The organism is Paenibacillus diazotrophicus (assembly GCF_042610465.1).
Genome location: NZ_JBGJZN010000007.1, coordinates 390,201 through 409,361, shown reverse-complemented (window position 1 = coordinate 409,361; position 19,161 = coordinate 390,201). Strand labels below are relative to the sequence as shown.

Sequence of the window (19,161 nt, the reverse complement as noted above, 5' to 3'; positions counted from 1 at the left end):
GACCTCATCGGCACATCCAACAAGCATCAAAACCAGTATCCCCAATATATTAATTAAGCTTGTAACCCTTCTCATTAATTCATCGTCCCCCATAAGTTAGACGTCTCAATTCTCTGGTGGGTTGCGCTAAACTGCTTTAGCTTAATGAAGACAGGGAGCAGCTGCCGCGGCAAGCTGCTCCCTGAACCGTTTAAATATCCTGTCCCGTTAGCGTAATAGAAAATATTTATACTATAATTTCTTCTTTAAGAAAAATTGTTTTATATCTTCTGGGTATTCATCGTCGAAGGTTTTCTGCTTCTTCCTCAAATTTTGAAACCCAGATTAGAGCGTCTCAACCAATTTCTGAATCTTGGAGTGGGAAATTAAATATACAGGACCCATTATTTCTATTTTGCCGCCCTTTACACGCATTGCACTCTCCTGTTCTGCCGCATAAACATCGATCTCTTCAGACAAGGGGAACAGGTAGCCTTGAACAAACGCAGCGTAGTCGCGCTTAGCATGAGATTCATAGGCAAAATGATCAAAGCCAATACCATCATAAATAGTACTGGTTTCCACTTCATTGCCAGTGTTTTTCAAGCATAACCATTTTGCAGCCATGTTTAATGCACCAGCGCTGGCACCCATTATAACGGCATTGCTGTCCTTAATCACATCCGATAATTCATAATCCGCCAAAAAATCGTTTTGCAACACAGGATCTCCACCGCATAAAAAAATGACAGAAGCGCCCTGAATGAATCGCTGAGCATCTTCCTTCTGCATGCGGTAATCAATGAAATGGTATTCATCAAAAATAATGTTAGCCTGATTAAACCATGTCCATTCGGAGACATCATCAATGTTATTTGGCTCACCTGTATAACCTGATGGATCGGCGCTAATCATAACAAGCGATTTTCTGTCTTGTATATCCTCATGCAAACATTGGACTAGCTTCTCTGGAAAAAAATGATTAAACCAACTGAAATAGTATTGAGTACTCAAACTTAATTACCTCCATTTGTATTATTTACAATGATCCTATCTTAACCGAAAATGATAAACGCTAGAAAGATGAACGGTTCTTCAGCCATTTCGCTTGCATCTCTTGTATACTTTTCATAAATATAACTTCACATTACCATAACATGGAATTTAAACATGTGAAATATATTTCCACGTTAAACTGCCTGTTAGTTGAATAAAAGCAGCTAATCACATGGATCAGCTGCTTTCTTGATATTGTTGAGCTAACGTCTCCTGCTAGCTCAACGATTCTTCTGTTATAAAATCCAACAGGATAGTTCTCGTCGTCTTCTGTATCTACATCGGGGTATCGATTAAAGACTGATTGGAAATTGTCGTGTTCAATTAAATGGTCGATTAGTTATTCAATTCTTCCCCTAATTATAGTATCAACCAACAACATATCGCTGGACCAAAAATAAGCACCGTTCATGCATTCACCGGTTCGTATATTTTTTCGCCTCAACGTCTCGATATTTGGGTAAGTGAAAACGGTGGCAATCCATTTGGAGCGATCCGGAAAGACAACAATAACATCCGAATTATCATCCTTACAATCCCATGAGCCTACGGGCCATCTTTCAGCTTCAATCCATACATAACGCTTCGAAAAGCACATGGACAATCTCCTATTAGGTTGTATTTGAGCTATCGTCTTTCGTATTCTACATTTTCTGTATCCAATCCTAAAAAATCTTTTCCAATTATTCTTTCGCTTTTTTTAATCTCATCGACGTCCCAATAATTGGATAATTTTGACCACATATCGATATAGACAGGTTTAAACCCATCTATATTTGTCGGAGCAGAATGAGGAACTTGACGAGAAACATCTTCTAAGTCTCTTGGGTATATAATGATAATGAATATCTTCGGAACCATTTATATAACTTTCAATCTCCTCACAATATTCTTTGTCATCTTCTTTATGTCGTTATTAACGTATTGTTCCCCGTTAGTTGAATTACATCTTCTTTAATTGTTGTATCATGTCTCCTGTTCCAATTCAAACTTCATGATGATATTCACAAACAAGCCAATTTTATTTCTTTATTTGTTTGTTTGTAATTTTGTCAGTAGATGTTCACTCATCATAAGTAAACTATTGTTGAATCGGAAACAAAAAATCAATATAATTATTGTAGTGTATCAAAAGGCGGGAGGACATACGGCCATGAACAAACAGGAACTGGTCATGATGGAATTCAGGGACTTATTTAACAAAATGGTTTGGCTTAATAAAAATAAGTTGGAAGACAGTCTTAAAGGTTATAAGCCTTCAGAAGTTCACTGTATTGAATCCATTGAAAGAAATGTAGATCCAAATGTTACAAAACTTGCGGAATCCCTTTATATGACCAAAGGTGCCATAAGTAAACTAACGAAGAAGCTTATGGAGAAAGGCCTTATTGAAGGCTACCAGAAGCCTGATAATAAGAAAGAAATCTATTTTAGGCTCACTGAGCAAGGGAAGAAAATTTATATTATCCATGAGGATCTGCACCAAGAGTTTCAAGAGCGGGATAAAGACATATTTGAACAGGTGACCGAGGAACAATTTGAAAGTATGCTTAGCTTCATGAAAAAGTATAGTCAGCATCTTGATGCAGAAATAAAGAAAATGGGTCTAGAAATTAATTAAGCTGGAGAGTTTGAATATTGATAAGTGAAACCACAGGCAGCCGTGCTCTATTGAGAGATGGCTGCTTTTTCATGGATATTTTTTTGTTGACAAGGAAACTAAAATGACATATCATTTTGTTGACAAGGAAACAATAACTTTTTAAGAGGTGAATAAAATGGCAAAAAATAAAGTGAAGAAAATAGGATTGCCCAAAGAAGTCCTTATGGCTGCCTGGGCTATTGCACTTGGAGCTATTGCCCCTATGCTTGACTCCACGATGGTGAATATCGCCATCGACAAACTGACGAAGGACTTCAGCACAACATTGGATATCATTCAATGGGCTATTACAGGTTATGTTTTAGCTCTTGCGGTCGCAGTTCCCGTATCCGGCTGGCTTATGAACAAATTTAACGGCAAGAAAATTTTCATCGGGGCCGTCATCGCTTTTGGTGTAATTTCTGTTTTAGTAGGAGTTAGCTGGGACATTTCCAGCTTCATCTTTTTCCGTTTGCTTCAAGGTTTCAGCGCCGGAGTAATTACCACGCTAATGTTCACGCTTTTAGTCAAAACAGCAGGTCAAGAAAATCTGGGTAGAGTGATGGCAATCGTCAGTACCCCAATGATCTTCGGTCCCATCTTAGGACCTGTTATTGGGGGGTTCATTGTTCAAGGGGCATCCTGGCGCTGGATTTTCTTTATAAACGTGTTCATCGTTTTGATTGCTGCCCCGCTTATGATGAAAAAGGTGCCCAATTTTGAACCGTTCAACAAAGATAATAGACTCGATCTATTTGGGATTATTGATTTGTCGCTAATGAGTGCGGCATTGATTTATGGAATTACAAAAGCCGCGGATCATGCTTCATTTAACAATAGCGAAACTACTATTTGGGTTGGCGTTGGCCTTGTTTTAGCCGTCATCTACTTCGTATATAATCTAGTAAGAAAAAATCAAACCGTGCTCCCATTGAATTTATTTGCACATAAGAGCTTCACAGCCTCCAGCATCGGGCTATTCTTGACAAATGCTGCTATCATGGGACCTATGTTAATTCTTCCATTGTACTTCCAGAACTTTCGTCATTTCACGGCGACCGAAGCAGCGCTTGCGTTAATTCCTCAAGGGGTTGGGATGCTTGTGACCAGACCTTTGATAGGAATAATGATTGACAAGATCGGTGCGAAATACGTGGTTATGGTCAGCTTAGTACTTTCACTTGTTGGTTCTGTTCCGCTTATCTTTATCACCGATAAAACAAGTATGATATGGATCTCCATTATCTTGTTTATCCGTGGTGCCAGTGTTGGAGGAATCAGTCTTCCTTTGACAAGTGATGCATATACAGGACTTGACAGTAAACAACTTCCTGAAGCAGGTGTTGGGATTAATATTATTGAGAACTTGGGCTCAAGCTTTGGTTCAGCCGTTATCGCAACCGTTGTCGCAGCTACCCTACAAGGATTGCCGCCAACCATTGCAAATAATTTAAAGGGTTATCATTCGGGGTTTTTATTATCCGCTATTGCTCTAGCGGTAATCTTTATTCCAAGTCTGTTCCTTACAAATAAAAAAAATGCCTAGCAAAGAACCTGCGCTTGAACATTTTAGCGCAGGTTCTTTATCGTGATCCATCTTCAAGTTGATGATCTTGGTGATCCTATTTCATCAAGCTGAAGACTTGAACGTTTGGTGTCATCAGTACAAAATATGGGAATGATAACTTATTACTTCAATGGAACAGGGAGCAACGCCGCGACGGCCTGCTTAGTTAAATATCTAGCTGAGATTCGCTTAAATGCCTAGCTTCCCATCATAATCTCTTAACAAAGAACAAATTCAGATCATCATCTACAATTACCTGCTGACTATACTGTAGGTACTCGCCGTCTTTAAATATTCCTTTGCCATCCGGAACATATCCACGATTAACGTATAAGGTTTGTGCAGCCCCATAATCACTGAACAGGCCTACACCAAGACCTGAGACTTCTGATCGTTCTCTAACTATTTCTTCTGCTTTATCCATCAACAATGTGCCTACTCCGTGACGTCGATACTTAATCAGCACATTAAAATCCTGGATTTCCGGTATAAGCTGCTTTTTAAAATAGGGATAATCTGATTGCCAAAGGACATTGATATAACCCGCAAAGTCACCTTCAATCTCAGCTACCAATGTGACTCGCTGCTCTTTTTCTTGTTCTTCCAAATATTTTAGAAAAAGAGTTACAGGCTTCTCCCACCCTTGATTATGAAAGGCCTCGGAGATCACTAAGGGATCACTTTCATTCAAGATACGGATAGTTGCTTCAGTCATAAAGTCACCTCTTCTTTTCTTTTATTATAAAATAAACGAAAATCTTAATATGGGACAAAATGATTATATTCAACAAATCTGCCCGTTACTTCAAATGAAAAGGGAGCAACGCCGTGACGTCCTGCTCCCTTTTCTGGTTGAACTATAGTCTCCCGTTAGCGCAATGACTTACTCTGTTGAATTTCGTGTTCCTCAACATAAAGCGGCATCAGAGAAGGCGGATCGTGCCTTATCGCGTCCTTTAAACGACAAAATGGTGCCGATAGCCTAGCCCCATAGCCGCAACGAAATAATGAGCCTAATCCGACAGTGCCCGCATGATGTTGGATTTCGCCTCTACCGCAATCTCTTCATTCCCGTCATCGACCGCTTGCATTAAGATCAGTATGGGGATGTATACCGCAATCAGCCGCGCCAGCAGCTTCGTTTCCTCATCCGCTCCTCCGTACGTTTCGAAAAACACGCCGCGAGCGTAAGGTGGTAAAAAGCTATACGCAACGCTCAAATCGCAAGCCGGATGTCCTACGCTCAGATCGCCCCAATCAATGATGCCGGAAACGATCCCGTTCTCATTCACAAGCATATTTTTGAAATGAAGATCGCCATGTAGCAGTGCATTCACCGCCTCGACACGGTCCTTTTGCAGCCTGCTAATATACGCTTCGATCACACTAGACTCATCCGGCGACAAGTGTTCAACCACCTTCGATAGAAAGCCCTCCAATTTCACTTTGCGCGATGCTATGTCCGTCAAGTTTCGATGATCTTGCTGAACTCCGCACTTCAGCGCCGCCTGCACCGGAAATTCATGCAATCTCCGCAAAAATTTCGCCAAAGTCTCTGCCGATAAAGCCCGGCGTTCTTCCGTCAAACCGATTGGGAAATCTCCTGGCACGTAGGCATAGCCAAGAAATGGTGCCGGGTATTCGTCACTTGCTTCGCCATAAAAGAACGGTTTCGGATAGGGGATGGTCATATATGCCTCCAGCTTCGGCAGCAGCTTCCCTTCCATACGAATCGAGCCAACTGCAATCGTTCTTCTTGGGAACCGGAACACGTACTCGTCACCGATGAGAAAAACCGTATTGTCCCAGCCCCAGCCCAATCGCTTTACTTGCTTCGATGACAGCTGAGGGAATTGTCTGCCGATCAGCGTCCGCGCCTGCTCTTCGTTAACCTCCCACTCCGCATCCCATACATTCGTTCCTCCCATGAATTGTCTGCCTCCTGGTTCCTTACGTTATTTAGATGTTTACATTCCCTGGAAGTTATGCATAACTGCCTGTTAGCTTAACGAAGCATTGACAGTCTAACCCTCTATTTTCACAGTCTAATGGTTAAGTTTCTTTTTACATCCACATCATTGATCCAGTTCCTCGTTGGGTTTACCTGCCAGCAGCTTCTTGGCTTCCTCCGCCCAGTCCAGGTAGGCCTTGTAGACATGCTCCCCGAACAGGACAGTCAGGTAAAAGTACAAATGATCCTTCTCGGTATGGAGAACGCGCTCCAGATTGCCTTTGAACATCTGAATCTGCTGGAGACTCTGTATATGGCGTTCCTTGAAATCTTCAATCCGCGCAAGATTGCTGTCGTCCGGAACCAGGCTTCCGAAAAAGAGCTTCAAGAGGATCTCATATTTGGTATACTCCTTCTGCTCGGGAAGCATGACCCAAGCCTTCAGAAGCTCCCGCCCTTTGTCCGTAATGGAATATGTGTTTTTCTCGGGGCCTTTGGAGCCGGTGCCTTTATGCTTAAGCACCAGCTCTTCGGTTACCAGCTTCGCCAGGGTCGGATAAATCTGCCCATAGCCTACTTCCCAGAAGCCGCTGATCATCACATCTATCTTTTTCTTAATATCGTATCCGCTCAGATCCTCATGGTTCAACAGGCCCAATATGATATAGACCGTAGTATTTTCCTTGGGCATGATCTTTCCTTAGGCTCCCTCCGTGTAACTGCTTTTTGTGACGGTATCATTCTGCGCACCGAAGCCCACCCGCAGCACATTTTTCGGGCATACGCTCTGGCAGCTGCCGCACAGAATACACTCATTGCTGTTCATATCTCTGTTCTGCACCATTTCCTGAACCTTCAGGCTCATCGGGCAAGCTTTGTCACACTTCTTGCAGCTGATGCAATCTTCGGTTCTGGCCTCCAAATGAAGTGAGGGATACCCCAATTTGTTCTTGAGGGTATTGCCCAGAACCATGAACGGAGCCATCCAGCAAAGAGAATGACAGAAGGATCGCCGTCCGAACAGCAGAGACACACTTACTATCAATAATACGACGGCAAAGTACGTAATGAAAGCCGGAGGGGCAGATACCGAAATTCCGTAGTCGGTAAAATAAATCGGATTTACGGCTTCGATCCCGCCAGCGGTTATAAATCCGGCCAGAATGGACAGCATCCACGGCACCCATATCAGATATTTGATGATGTTCTGTCTCTGCCCTGCCGGTTTATTCACGACCTGGGTACAGACATCCTGCAAGCCTCCCGCCGGACACACCCAGCTGCAAAAGGCTCTGCCAAACACTAAAGAGAAACCAAACAGTGCAGCAAACAGCAGAAAGCTTCCGGTGGCGATCCCGGCAAAGCTGCCTTGGACAATCAGATAAGGAGAAAAATAATTCAAGGTAACCGGGAACAGCAGCATGGAAAACAACAGCATGGACTTTCGAATCCTTTGTCGCCGCATATTTCATCACATTCCATTCTTCTTAGAATATTGGCCTCAGGCCAGAAGGATCTGTATATCATGATGATATAGTATATGCTATCAAGTTGATATAAGTGCTGTCAATGAGCTTTTTGCCATTGCTGTGTGGAATAATTCAGATTAGCTTGGACGCAAAAAAAGGCGGTCCCATCGTCACCAAAAATGGCGGCAACAGAACAGCCTCTTTCCCCAACAACCTTGCTTAGACTAAGGCAGCCTCCGCAGCTCCCTTGGATTCGTCGTCCCGCTCCAGCTTTTTCAGCTTCCGGCTGAAGTTCATATACAAGACTAGACCCATCACACTCGTAATCACTTCTGTTACGGTCATGGACCAGATCACACCATGCAGTCCGAAGAACTGATGCAAAAGAATTATCACAGGGATAAACAATACGCCCTGGGTAATCGACATAACCGCCGTCGGAATGCCCTGCCCGGTAGCCTGGAAGATACTTGTGAATAATCCTGTGAACCCATTGAACAGTGCCGACACCAGCATAGCCCCGATAATATAGGCACCCATCTCCAGTACAGCAGGATCTTGTGAGAACCAGCTAATCACCGGATCTTTAAACAGATATACCAGCCCTACAAATATTACAGAGATACTCCCGATATACATAAAGGCATGACGGATGCCTGACTGAAGTCTGGGCAGATTTTTGCTGGAGTAGTTATAGGCAAAAAGCGGAATCAGTCCCAGGAACAAGCCCATGGACAGAAACTCAGGGACCTGCACAATTCTAAGCGCCACCCCGAATCCCGCCACCACACTTTCTCCATACTGAATAGAGTAATTATTCAGCAGCAGTGTAGTCACAATCATAAAGGCGGCCAGCAGCAGCTCAGAGATGCCAATTTTGTAGATTTCCAGCTTATCCTTCAGCGATATTCTGTAATATTTCAGGAATCCTCTTAAATTCTCACTTTTTTGGTCCAGGTAGTAGACATAATAGATCGCAGAGCCCAAATTAGCCAGACACATCGCTAGCGCCGCCCCAGCCACATGCCAATTCAGAATCAGGATAAACAGCGGATCCAGGATCAGACTTAATGCCGTACTGACAAAGATACCGTACATGGATTCCTTGGAGGCTCCTTCAGAGCGCACCATCTGTTCCAGCGCAAAATTCAGGATGATAGCAAAGCCGCCTGCAAATAGAGTCAGCGTATAAGTTTTGGTAAAATGAGCCGTTGCCGAATCTGCACCCAGCATCTGAGTGATCGGATGAATCGCTAGAAACGCTATCAGCGCAATTACAAGCCCCGAGATTATACTCGCGTAAAAGGTGTACCCGGCAATACGCTTGCCTTTTTCTGTTTCCTTCTGACCCGCAAGCCGTGTGGCAAAGGTTCCTCCGCCAACCCCGAGCACATTTCCAAAGGCCATTAGCACCGTAAATATTGGCAATCCCAGTGTAATGGCTGTCAGCATGCCTGTATTATGCAGCAAGCCGATGAAATAGGCATTAATGACATTGTAGATCGTACCCACTGACATCCCGATCATCATTGGAACCGATAAATGAGCAATTGCCTTCTTCATCGGTGCGGATTCCAGAACATATTGATTCGATGTTTCTTTTTTCATTTGAAGTCCTCCCGTTCTTATTGAATAAAGTCATAAAACGATTAATTAGTTAGAAACCTAAGTAACAAGGTTATCATAATAGATAGAAATCTAACTGTCAATCTTCTAATTGAAATTCAACACAAAAAAAAGGCCGCACCGTCCTTCACTGGATCGCGTAGCCGTTTTGAATTATAGATTTAGGTTTGCTCAGCGGCAAGCCCAAGTGGAAAAAGTGAACTTAATGCTTCCCCATCCCGCAACTCCGCAAGCATTAGTGGGAAAAAGGATCACTAATCTGACCGGTTCACACCTTTACAGGTGAATTCGCCTAAGTTAGGTATCCTTTTTCCAACTATTCTTTGAACAGCAAGCTTTTGAGGCTATTTAAGTGGACAAATTCCACTTATCTTCCATGCTGTTTGTTTCCAACAGGCCATTATGCTGATGGGGCTGCCGGAGTGTCTTCAGCAATCACCGTCCGGTTCCTGCCATTGCTCTTCGCCAGGTATAGCGCCTGATCCGCCTTCTCCAGCAGTTTCTCCTGCTCTGAAGCATGCAGCGGGTAATGGGCTATGCCCTGAGAAACTGTGACCTGAGACGGAATGGGACCTTTGCTCTGCTCCAGCGCCCGCCGGACTCTTTCTGCAACAATGAAGGCTTCCGCCGGGCGGGTGCGGGCCAGCAGGATAATAAATTCCTCGCCCCCGTAGCGATGACACATATCATCAGGCCGAAGTGAGGAGACAATTACTCCAGCTACATGCTTCAGCACTTCGTCACCGGTAACATGACCATAGGTATCGTTCACGAACTTGAAACGGTCCACATCCAGTACAATCAGTGAAAAAGGAATTTCTGAAGCGATCCACTGACCCAGCGTATACTCCATGAATCTCCGATTCTTAAGACCAGTCAGCGCATCTGTCGCAGCTTCCTGGGTCAACTGATCGGTCTGTTCCCTAATGTCCGCCACAGCCGAAAAGACGGCCTCGGTCAACAAATCAGCTTCACGGCTCCAGTACGAGCGCGGCTTGTCTTCCGGAAATACAGTCTTCTTTCCCATCTGACTTACCAGTTTTGCCAGATAGGCAAAAGGCCGGGCTATTCTGCGTGCCACAAGGATCACAACAATCAGCAGTGCAATAAACGGAACCAGCGAATAGCCAATAATCGTCTGTATGTGTCCAATTAGCTGCTGATGGATCAGGCTCATCGGCGAGACGACCACAATTCCCCAGCCGTTCGCCGGCACACTGGAGTATCCGGCGAGCAGATCGATACTATGAAGGTTACGAACCTCCTGTTCCCCGCTCTCCCCCTTCATCAGCTTCTGCACAACCTTGTTGCTGCTGACATCCTTCCCAGATAGTTCCTTGTCCGGATGATACAGCAAATGACCGCCGGAATCGACAATATTATAATAGGAGCCCAGATCGTCCACGCTGTTATTCCCGAAAATCCTGGAGAGTACATTATTCTCCTGCAGATAAATCGTGCCGCCCAGAATACCCAGATATGTACCGTCACTGCTGAAGATTGGTTGACTCAAGAACACAATCAGTCTGTTGGTGGTTGCAGTCATGTAAGGAGCGGATATGTAAGGCCGTTGGAGTGCTAAAGCATCCTTAGAAGATTGTGAATTAATATGTTTGCCCACGGTTCCTCCTAATGTGGCCGGTTCTACGTTGTGGACAACCCCGTCTACTCCTATTACTACAATAGAATTAAAATAATTGCTGCTGTTGCGCATTAATTCCAATTGATGATCCACTTGTTCCGGTGTCATAGCGTCCATATTGGAAAGGATCCGCGCATTATAGGCCAGACTGCCGCTGATGGATTGAAATAAAGAATCCATCGTCCTGGACATACGGTCCGCATTGGTGTAATTCAGATGGAGCGTCGTCTCCATCAAAGATTGTTTTTTGGAGTCATAAGAGCCAACCAGTATAATGGTTGAGGTTAGCAGAACCACCAGTGTCACAAGGCCTGTAAGTAGCGATGTCAGACTGAGCTTTTTTCGTTGACGCAGCCCGGCCTTTCTCTGAATAAACAAACGATAAACCCTCCTTGAATTCTGAAAATTACATAGATCCATCATACAACAAAAAGGCGTGCAAAGGGTCCCCCCATTTGACACGCCAATTTGGTATCAGATTCTGCTCGGAATTGCCATCCTATACTGTCTGCTATTGGTCTGCCGGGTGCTGCCCATCGGGTTCATTAACTGGTACTTCTGACTGCGGGAGTTCTTGCAGTAGCCCATCCGATTCCTCAGCGGCGGCCCCCTGAATCATCGTTCCATTGAACAATGACGTGATTTCTGCTGCAGTCAGTGCCCGGCTATAGATCAGAAAATCATCAATGGCACCGTTCAAATTGGGATCGCCATATTGGGATTTGCCGATATAGTTCTGAGATGTAACGCCAAGACTTGAAGGCTTCAAGGTCATGGCGTTATTCACAGCAACCTGTACGCCATCAACATAGAGGCGGCCCGTCGTACCTGACAGCGTCACTGCGACATGCTTCCATTGCCCGGTTGCAAGCGGAGCAGAAGCCGTGAGCTGCTGTTCTGAACTGTTCCCGCCGTTTGTAATCGCAAACCGCATGCCGCCGCCTCCACCTGTCTGGGGAGCCAGGAACATATTCGTAGTTGTGTCGGTGCCAAAATCAAAGATTCTCGCCCAGTCATTATTCGTGGTAATGCGTACCCAGGCTGAGATCGTAAAATCGTTCAGCTGGCTGAGTACTCCGGCTGGCAGAGAAGCATAAGCACTCGTTCCGCTTAAGCCCAGCGCATTCCCTGCTCCAGTACGGCCGGTAATCCAGGATGCAGTTCCAGTCAGAACTGCATTATTGCCACTGTATGAGGAATCGGTAACTGTAGTGCCCGAGGACTGGTTCATTGTATAGTTGACGATGATATCCGTAACCGGCGTGGCCGTCCCCTGCTCAATCTTCACTTCGTAGGATGCTGCTGTACCGATATTTAGACTGGCTGTTGCCGTTTGTCCATTCACTGCTGTGAAACTGCCGGAAGCTGCATTATTGACCGTTACGTTATAGGTTCCGGCGGCAAGCCCGCTAAAGGCCACTTTCGTGGTGTGTGCTGTGCCGGGTGTTACATTGCTGAGCGTGAAGCTGACGCTGTTCTTTGCCTTAGAGACTGTTGCCAGGCTGTATCTGTCCCGTCCCAGGGTCATGCCCCATTTTTCCGTGATCAGATTTAGGCGCTGAAATACGCCGTCCTTCGGCACAATTATATAATTGCCACCGCTCTCCGTTACTTCACAGCCGTATCCATAGAGGCCGAAGATCGGATCGACCGCCACATCGGAGCTTAGGATCTTGATTGCGCCAAACAATCCGAGGTCGGCTTCGCCGGACATGCCGCGCCAGCCGTTGAACAACGGGCCGCCGTCCAGACCAAGCGCACCATTGTTGCCTTTCATCGCTTGATACGTCCAGGACACAGCCCCAATATCCGCCGGGTCGGAGCTGATCTGACCCGAGTTGATCGCGTTGATATTCGCAAGCTTGGCAGCATAGCTGAGCCGCTGCTCAACTTCCGGTGCAGTGGAATTGCTGCGTACCCAATCGTCCATAGCGGTTCCGGCAAGCGATGCCGTGTATTGGAATTGCCACCAGGGTTCACCGTTGATAGTCACCGGATCGGTATAGAAATACCAGACAGGCATTTTCCCGCGGACAGCCCGGGTTTTGGTGTTGATTTTGCCTTTAATCGTATTGTTGTTCTTCATTTTGGCCAGCATATAAACGGCTTCTTCACCTGTGTTGTCATAGTTGTATTCCGAACCATACGGGTAAGCCGTACTTGCGAAATTGTTGTATTTGGTGTTCATTTTCGCGATGATATCATTCGCCTGGGAGGTATATCCCTCATCTTGCAGAGCTTTGATAATCTCCGGAGTGGTTACTTCCCCCATGAGACCTGTGTTCCAATTATAGGCTACTGGCCCGTCATAGAGCGCCTTTATAATGTTGTAGGCCCGGAGCAGATACGTGCTGCTTGGCTCTTTGTAGCTGATCAATCCTGGGTAAAGCTTGGAAATCTTATACATGCTGAAATACGTGTTGTAAATATGCGGGTAGGCATACCCCCGGTACGTTGGAGTATCATTCGGCGGCGCCATGAGGAAGTCCGGTATCAGATAATCATTATGATGGCCAGCCATCAGGTTGTTCCAGATCGTGGTATCCAAATACTGATCCAGTGCTGTGATCTCTGATGTGACGGGTTTCTGGACATTTTTCTCGGCAAGGAATTGAGCGTGTGTGTACCCCCAGTCATCTCCCCAGCCCCAGTACCCTGCAAAGTTATTGCGTTTGGTGTTCGTCTGCATCATCCAGTCGTCGAATGCCTTGTCCCGGATATCTCCAGGCACATTCCACTGCTGGTTGTTCACCATAAAGGTCGCATGACGCTGAAGTGCGGCATCCACGGCTTCAATGGCGTAGAACTGCAGGGTTGTCTTTTCACCGCTGCCATAATTCACTGTAATATTATTGGGACCCAGATGATTCATTTGGAGTGAATACAGCTTATGGTCTCCCGATGCAGTGCCAAGTGAGGTCACGGTAGTTTCAGACGGATATTGTGCAGCCACGGAAGTAATGGTCTTGGAGGTGCGGAGATCGAATTTGGCGGTCTGATTGACCGGCACGATCATCCCAGGGACTACGGTGGTATCAATCATCCCTTCGGAATACAGCCGGTCTTTGACGGCCTGCTCACTGGCGGCTTTGAAAAATTTGAAGGCATAAGTCTTGCTCGCTCCAGGTGCCAGAGTCAGGCTGCTGTTAGGCAGATATCCGCTGCCGGTGCTTTTGATCACATTGGAGTGGATGTAGTAGACCGAGAGGCCTTCGACCCAGCCGCCTTGATCGCCAGCCCATTTACTACCTGGATGCTGCTGGATGCGCCAGTTGTCCATATACTCAAAGCCTGCACCGGTTGTGCTGTCCGGGACAAGCAGGAGCGAGGGGCCTATGCCGCTGGGCCGCTGGGCCGTAACATAGGAGCTGTTATTGCCGATGAAGGACTGGGTGACCACCCGTGTTTCATAAATCTGCTCATTGCTTCCACCGGTCCAGAATTCATTGAAGGGAAGCGGCAGGCCAAAGTCTCCGATCTCCAAAGTCTGCGTGCTGGTGTTGGTCACTTGAATCTGCCAGAGCAAGTAATCGCTTACAAGACTATAGCTTTCATTCACGCGGAAATTGCGGATTCCTTCGGCATTCGTTGAGTTTTGATAGGTGATGTTGACAGTATTGCCGGATTGGCTTTGTGCGCGGGCATCGGCTGACTTATTGGTCCAGGCTTTGGTCCAGGCACCGTTATTCAGCCGGTAAGTGAACATCAGCTCGCCCAGCCATTGATGGTCTGCTGTATTCTGGTTAGGGGCATTGGTAGCATTGATGACGTAGTTGGTAGGGAAATTATCTCCGGTCAGCTTCAGGCTGGAGATATCGCCATTTGAACCGGTACTGACCTGGAAGTTGCTGTTCGACAAATCATAGGCAAAAGCGGGCTGGGCAAACCACAGAAATCCTGCGGCGGCGGCAGTGAAGACTACACTCATTACTGTCCTTTTTACAGAACGTACCTGAATCTTCTCCAGCATAGATTTAACCTCCTGGTTAAAGCGGAATGTACAGTATTTGTCTACTCCTCCACTACGCTTGATCCCTCTCTTCAACTATCCCTCCCTTCTAAAACTTCAAAATTGTTGTAATTCATCTACCATATTACAGTCTGTGCTGTAAAAGAAAATCGAGATTTCCAACCTTATTTTTAATCATTTCAACCTAATATAGGTTGAACAGCTTATAAACTGTCAGTGCGTCAATAATTGGGCAGGATAGTCCAATTGATTCCGCGAATAATCTACTAACACACGCCGTATCATGAAGGAAGGACATAGATGCTGAACCGAACATCCTTATACATAATTTTTTTCATAATATTACTTATCGTGTTATCCATTATCGAACCATCCGTTAAGATGGGATTGTTCATGGCTATCATGATCACATCATTCAAGTATATAGACACCTTCTTGCATGAACTGGGGCATTATTTAGCAGGGAAGCTGGTTGGGTATGAAATAGAAAGTGTAGCAATAGGAGATCGGAAACAAATTTTTAGTGTAGTATTCTTTGGGACAATATTTATATTCTGCTATGGATTTGGCGGCTCAACTGTCCCAGGAAGCATTGTTAAGATCAGCAAGCTGCGCCTGTCTGCTTTTGTTCTCGGAGGGGTAATCTTTCAGATTTTCATTATTGGTATTGTCTACCTTTTAATGGGAGTGGGTAGTGAAGATAATTACTTTCTCCCCCTACTATTTATGATTATGAATCTATACACCATAGTATATAATTTGTACCCAAGAACCTTTACCCAAGATGGAAAGGAACATCTTAGTGATGGATTACTTTTCAAAAAAATAATGATGATGAAAGCAACAATTAATAAGGAATGACTATGGTCACAACTGTTCCCACCCCAGGCTCTGATTGAATCTGAAGCTGCGCCAGACCTCCGTACATCAAATTCAGCCGTTTTTTGACATTTCGCAGTCCAATGCCTCCGGCGTCGTGAATCAGCATGTCTTCGATATGCGCTGTAGACATCCCTACCCCATTATCCGAGACGGTAAAATACAGCCGTTCCCCGGATCTCCGGCCTGTTATCTTAATACGCCCCCCGCTCACAACCGCCTCCATACTATGGATAATGGCGTTCTCGACAATAGGCTGGAGGAACAGCTTAGGTACTACCGTCCCTGGCGGCAGATCCTCCACCTCGTATTCCACCTCAAAGACTCCCGCATACCGTTTGCCCATAATATGTGTGTAGCTCCTTAGCCAGTTCAGATCATCCTCCAGCAGAACCTCCTCCTGCCCGTTGTTCACGGTATACTGGAGCATGGTGGAGAGGCTGACAATCATTTGACTAATCTCGCTTTCCTCCCGCTCCAGCGCCATCCAGTTGATGATATTGAGCGTGTTGTACAGAAAGTGGGGATTGAGCTGGAGGTTGAGCGCCAGCATCTCGGCTTCTTTCTCGCGTCTGGTGCTTTTGTAATTTTCCTCAATTAGCTCGAGAATCCTTTCGTTCATCTGATTGTATCGCTTCACGAGAATGCGAAATTCTAATTGCGGCTGGTCCGGAATCTTGGTGGAAAAGTCACCGGTCCCGGTTAATTGCATCGCAGCCATCATTTTCTTAATCGGCTTCGTCAAATGGCTGGAAATCATATAGGCAATGCCCGCCGACAATAGAAGCAGTACCAGAGTTATGCCCATATCCGTGTAGCTGACGGTAGGAAGGTTGCGGATTAACTGGCGGTAAGGCAAGACGTATACGGTAACCCAACCGGTTATGGCGGAAGCGGCATAGCCGACCAACACGTCCTCCTTCCCCTGCTTGACGAGAGTAGTCCCTGAAGCGGATACGAAGTGATCCTTGTACCATGTGTTTGCATCCGTCATTCCCAGAAGTGAACTATCGGGATACGTTACAATCTGCCCCTCCCTGGATACCACATAGAAATAAGACCCCTGCACTGCAGGCGTCTGAGCCATGTACTGACGGTAATACTCTTCATTAAAATTAATCAGCAGCACCGGCCGTTCCACACTCTGAGGCCAGCTGCGGCTCATGCCGTCTATGACGGGTGAAATGTTAAGCAGTCGCCCTGCAGAGAAAACCATGCGGAATCTGGCATCCATTCCGCCTAATTGAGGCTGCCCGTAGATTCTTGTCCAATCGTAGGTGGGGAACCAGAGCAGGCTCCCGTTCCCCTCGACTATCTTTTGATAAATATAAGAATGTACGAACCCGGACGGCGGGACAGATACAAACGGAGAATTGGTGGTATAGGCCGGCGCCCCTCCTCCGAAGCTGTAGTAGCTGGTAACCAGCTGCACTGTATAGAAATCCTCTTCATTACGGAAATACTTGTTCAGAATCTTCGTTGCTTGGCGGTCCATTCGCAGCAATTCTTCATCGGTGCGTGGCTGCTGCCGGTCAAACAGAGTGAATAGGTCCGGGTCTGAGATAAGGTCAATGGTTCTGGATTCGATATGATTCAGCATCAAATCACTGATCTCTGTTTTCTTTTTCACAATCTCCAGGATACTGTCTTCGGCATTGCTGACAATGATGTTCGAGCTCGTCTTATAGTTGATAACAGCGTTAGTCACCGAAGGGATCGAGATCAGCAGCACAAAACAAAGGATTAGCTTAGTTCTCAGCTTCATGTTTCTCCACAGATCCCATTTGTTACGGTAGATATACCGGTATCCAGCCATATTCCCTCCACAAAAAAGGCATCTAGACTTCCGTCAGCCTGCGCGTCAAGGCGCGGTATTCTTCTGGTGTGAGCCCCGTTTCCTTCTTGAATACACGGTTGAAATACTTGACATCATGATAGCCTAGCTGCTCAGCGATCCGGTACACTTTCACATTTGAACCCTTCAGCATTGCTTTGGCCTCATTCAACCGGAGCCGGGTTACATATTGATTGAAGGTTAGCTGGAGCCGGCTCTTGAAAAACTGGCAGAAATAGCTGGAGCTAAAGTGAAACATAGCAGCGACCGTATCCTGTGAAAGGTCTTCCCTGTAGTGGCTGTCAATGTAATCAAGGCACCGTGACATCACCCCATCCTTCCGTTCCCGCTTCGCTTCGGCCACTCTTTGGGCAATGTCCTTCAAAAGCGTGGACATGGACGCAATCAATTCATGACAGTATTGAATGCCATCTCCCAAGCCTGAGATGCGCTGCAGCAGAACTCCTTGCACATCCTCTCTGATCCCTTCGAGGTCATAGATTAACCTGGACAACAGCTGTTTGACTTCCCGCACCAGTTCTTCCGGCAAAGGCAGATCCCCGTCTCCTAGCATCCGTCGGACCGATTCCTCTGCTGCAGGCTCGAAACCTGAAAGACCATCCCAGGTTTCAATCCATTCCTTTAGTCTGCCAGCAATCCGTGAATCGAGAGCAGTCATCCGACCGGCGTCCAGCCCCCCATCTGCCGCCAAATATACTTGCGGCTCCCCGGACTCTGCGTAAAAGCATCGCGCCGCCGCACAACGGGCTTCAGCATACGTACGGGCAACATCATCCAATAAATGCTCCGAAGGAGCGCTTATGCCCACAGGCATTTCCAGCCGAGCAAGCATCTGAAGCATGCCGGAGTCAAGCTCTACGCTGCTTGCCACCACCAGCAGACCGGGATCCTGCCGGGAAGTAAAACCCGTATGGAAACCAAGGGGCTGCAAGGATGCCATCACCTCTTCCGCAGCCCTTTCCTCGTTGATATGGATCACCAGCAAGCTGCCTGTGCCGCTGAATCCGAGAATAGTCAGCACTTCTTCCTGTTCTGCTGAGGTTAGTGGCTTCCCTTCGAGCCAATGATTCAGAAGTCGTTGACGGTAAGCTGGTTCAGCAGCATCCAGTCTGACTGCAAGACGATCGTATTCCTGCAGGGCCGCGTATTCTTCCTCCAGACTTTTTTCTGTCTTCTCCAGGACAGCAATAAACTTCTGCGGGTCAAGCGGCTTCAGCATATATTCGGATGATCCAAGGCTCATCGCCTTTTGGGCATATTCGAAACGGCTGTATCCGCTTAAATAAATGACCCGCCGCGGAGCAGGCTGAGGGGCAAGCTGTTCCAGGAAATGCAGTCCGTCCATGAGCGGCATCCTAATGTCGGTGATAATAATCTGGAAGCAGCGGGCTCCGCAGATTTCAAGCGCCTCCCGGCCATTCCTCGCGGTAACAATACCATATTCAGGACGCAAGCGTCGCAGCATGCCTGAGAGCCCGGAGAGGTGTGCAGGTTCATCATCCACCAGCAGAATATCGTACATGCC

The 19,161-nt window shown here is 46.3% G+C and carries 13 protein-coding genes; 3 read left to right on the top strand and 10 right to left on the bottom strand.

All coding sequences use genetic code 11. The annotated features are described in order from the left end of the window. Positions 1-324: 324 nt before the first annotated feature. Positions 325-993, bottom strand: coding sequence for a type 1 glutamine amidotransferase family protein (locus ACAN54_RS24485; protein ID WP_379161579.1), 669 nt, complete (start codon positions 991-993; stop codon positions 325-327). A gap of 1,195 nt (positions 994-2,188) precedes the next feature. Between ACAN54_RS24485 and ACAN54_RS24480 the strand changes: the two genes are divergently transcribed. Together ACAN54_RS24480 and ACAN54_RS24475 are read left to right on the top strand one after the other, a co-directional pair. Continuing rightward, positions 2,189-2,656, top strand: a complete 468-nt coding sequence (locus ACAN54_RS24480; RefSeq protein WP_379161577.1) for a MarR family transcriptional regulator — start codon at positions 2,189-2,191, stop codon at positions 2,654-2,656. Positions 2,657-2,813: 157 nt separating this feature from the next. Further along, a complete protein-coding gene (locus ACAN54_RS24475; protein WP_379161575.1) occupies positions 2,814-4,223 on the top strand; it encodes an MDR family MFS transporter in 1,410 nt (469 codons plus the stop codon). Between the two features lie 229 nt (positions 4,224-4,452). Here the strand turns inward: ACAN54_RS24475 and ACAN54_RS24470 are convergent, their stop codons facing one another. From ACAN54_RS24470 to ACAN54_RS24440, 7 genes are all read right to left on the bottom strand, one after another. After that, positions 4,453-4,959 carry a GNAT family N-acetyltransferase gene (locus ACAN54_RS24470; protein WP_379161573.1) on the bottom strand — a complete coding sequence of 169 codons (507 nt, stop codon included), beginning with the start codon at positions 4,957-4,959 and terminating at the stop codon, positions 4,453-4,455. 298 nt (positions 4,960-5,257) lie between these two features. After that, positions 5,258-6,172 carry a phosphotransferase gene (locus ACAN54_RS24465; protein WP_379161571.1) on the bottom strand — a complete coding sequence of 305 codons (915 nt, stop codon included), beginning with the start codon at positions 6,170-6,172 and terminating at the stop codon, positions 5,258-5,260. 147 nt (positions 6,173-6,319) lie between these two features. Beyond that, positions 6,320-6,886: a PadR family transcriptional regulator gene (locus ACAN54_RS24460; RefSeq protein WP_379161569.1), complete on the bottom strand. Its 567-nt coding sequence runs from the start codon at positions 6,884-6,886 to the stop codon at positions 6,320-6,322. Positions 6,887-6,895: 9 nt separating this feature from the next. Further along, entirely contained in the window at positions 6,896-7,633 is a 738-nt protein-coding gene (locus ACAN54_RS24455; protein ID WP_379161567.1) for a 4Fe-4S binding protein, read from the bottom strand. Between the two features lie 250 nt (positions 7,634-7,883). Next, positions 7,884-9,272 (bottom strand): MATE family efflux transporter, encoded by a 1,389-nt coding sequence (locus ACAN54_RS24450; protein ID WP_379161565.1) that lies wholly within the window; start codon positions 9,270-9,272, stop codon positions 7,884-7,886. 418 nt (positions 9,273-9,690) lie between these two features. After that, complete coding sequence (locus ACAN54_RS24445) at positions 9,691-11,310, bottom strand: sensor domain-containing diguanylate cyclase (RefSeq protein WP_379161563.1); 1,620 nt, start codon at positions 11,308-11,310, stop codon at positions 9,691-9,693. Between the two features lie 133 nt (positions 11,311-11,443). Further along, a complete protein-coding gene (locus tag ACAN54_RS24440; protein WP_379161623.1) occupies positions 11,444-14,860 on the bottom strand; it encodes a DUF5695 domain-containing protein in 3,417 nt (1,138 codons plus the stop codon). Positions 14,861-15,295: 435 nt separating this feature from the next. Here ACAN54_RS24440 and ACAN54_RS24435 point away from each other — a divergent pair, with 435 nt between their 5' ends. Then, positions 15,296-15,763 (top strand): hypothetical protein, encoded by a 468-nt coding sequence (locus tag ACAN54_RS24435; RefSeq protein ID WP_379161561.1) that lies wholly within the window; start codon positions 15,296-15,298, stop codon positions 15,761-15,763. Here the strand turns inward: ACAN54_RS24435 and ACAN54_RS24430 are convergent. Then, positions 15,750-17,597, bottom strand: a complete 1,848-nt coding sequence (locus tag ACAN54_RS24430) for a cache domain-containing sensor histidine kinase (protein ID WP_379161559.1) — start codon at positions 17,595-17,597, stop codon at positions 15,750-15,752. The two genes, ACAN54_RS24435 and ACAN54_RS24430, sit on opposite strands and share 14 nt — an antisense overlap. A 22-nt stretch (positions 17,598-17,619) precedes the next feature. Beyond that, a complete protein-coding gene (locus ACAN54_RS24425; RefSeq protein ID WP_379161557.1) occupies positions 17,620-19,158 on the bottom strand; it encodes a response regulator transcription factor in 1,539 nt (512 codons plus the stop codon). Positions 19,159-19,161 lie beyond the last annotated feature (3 nt).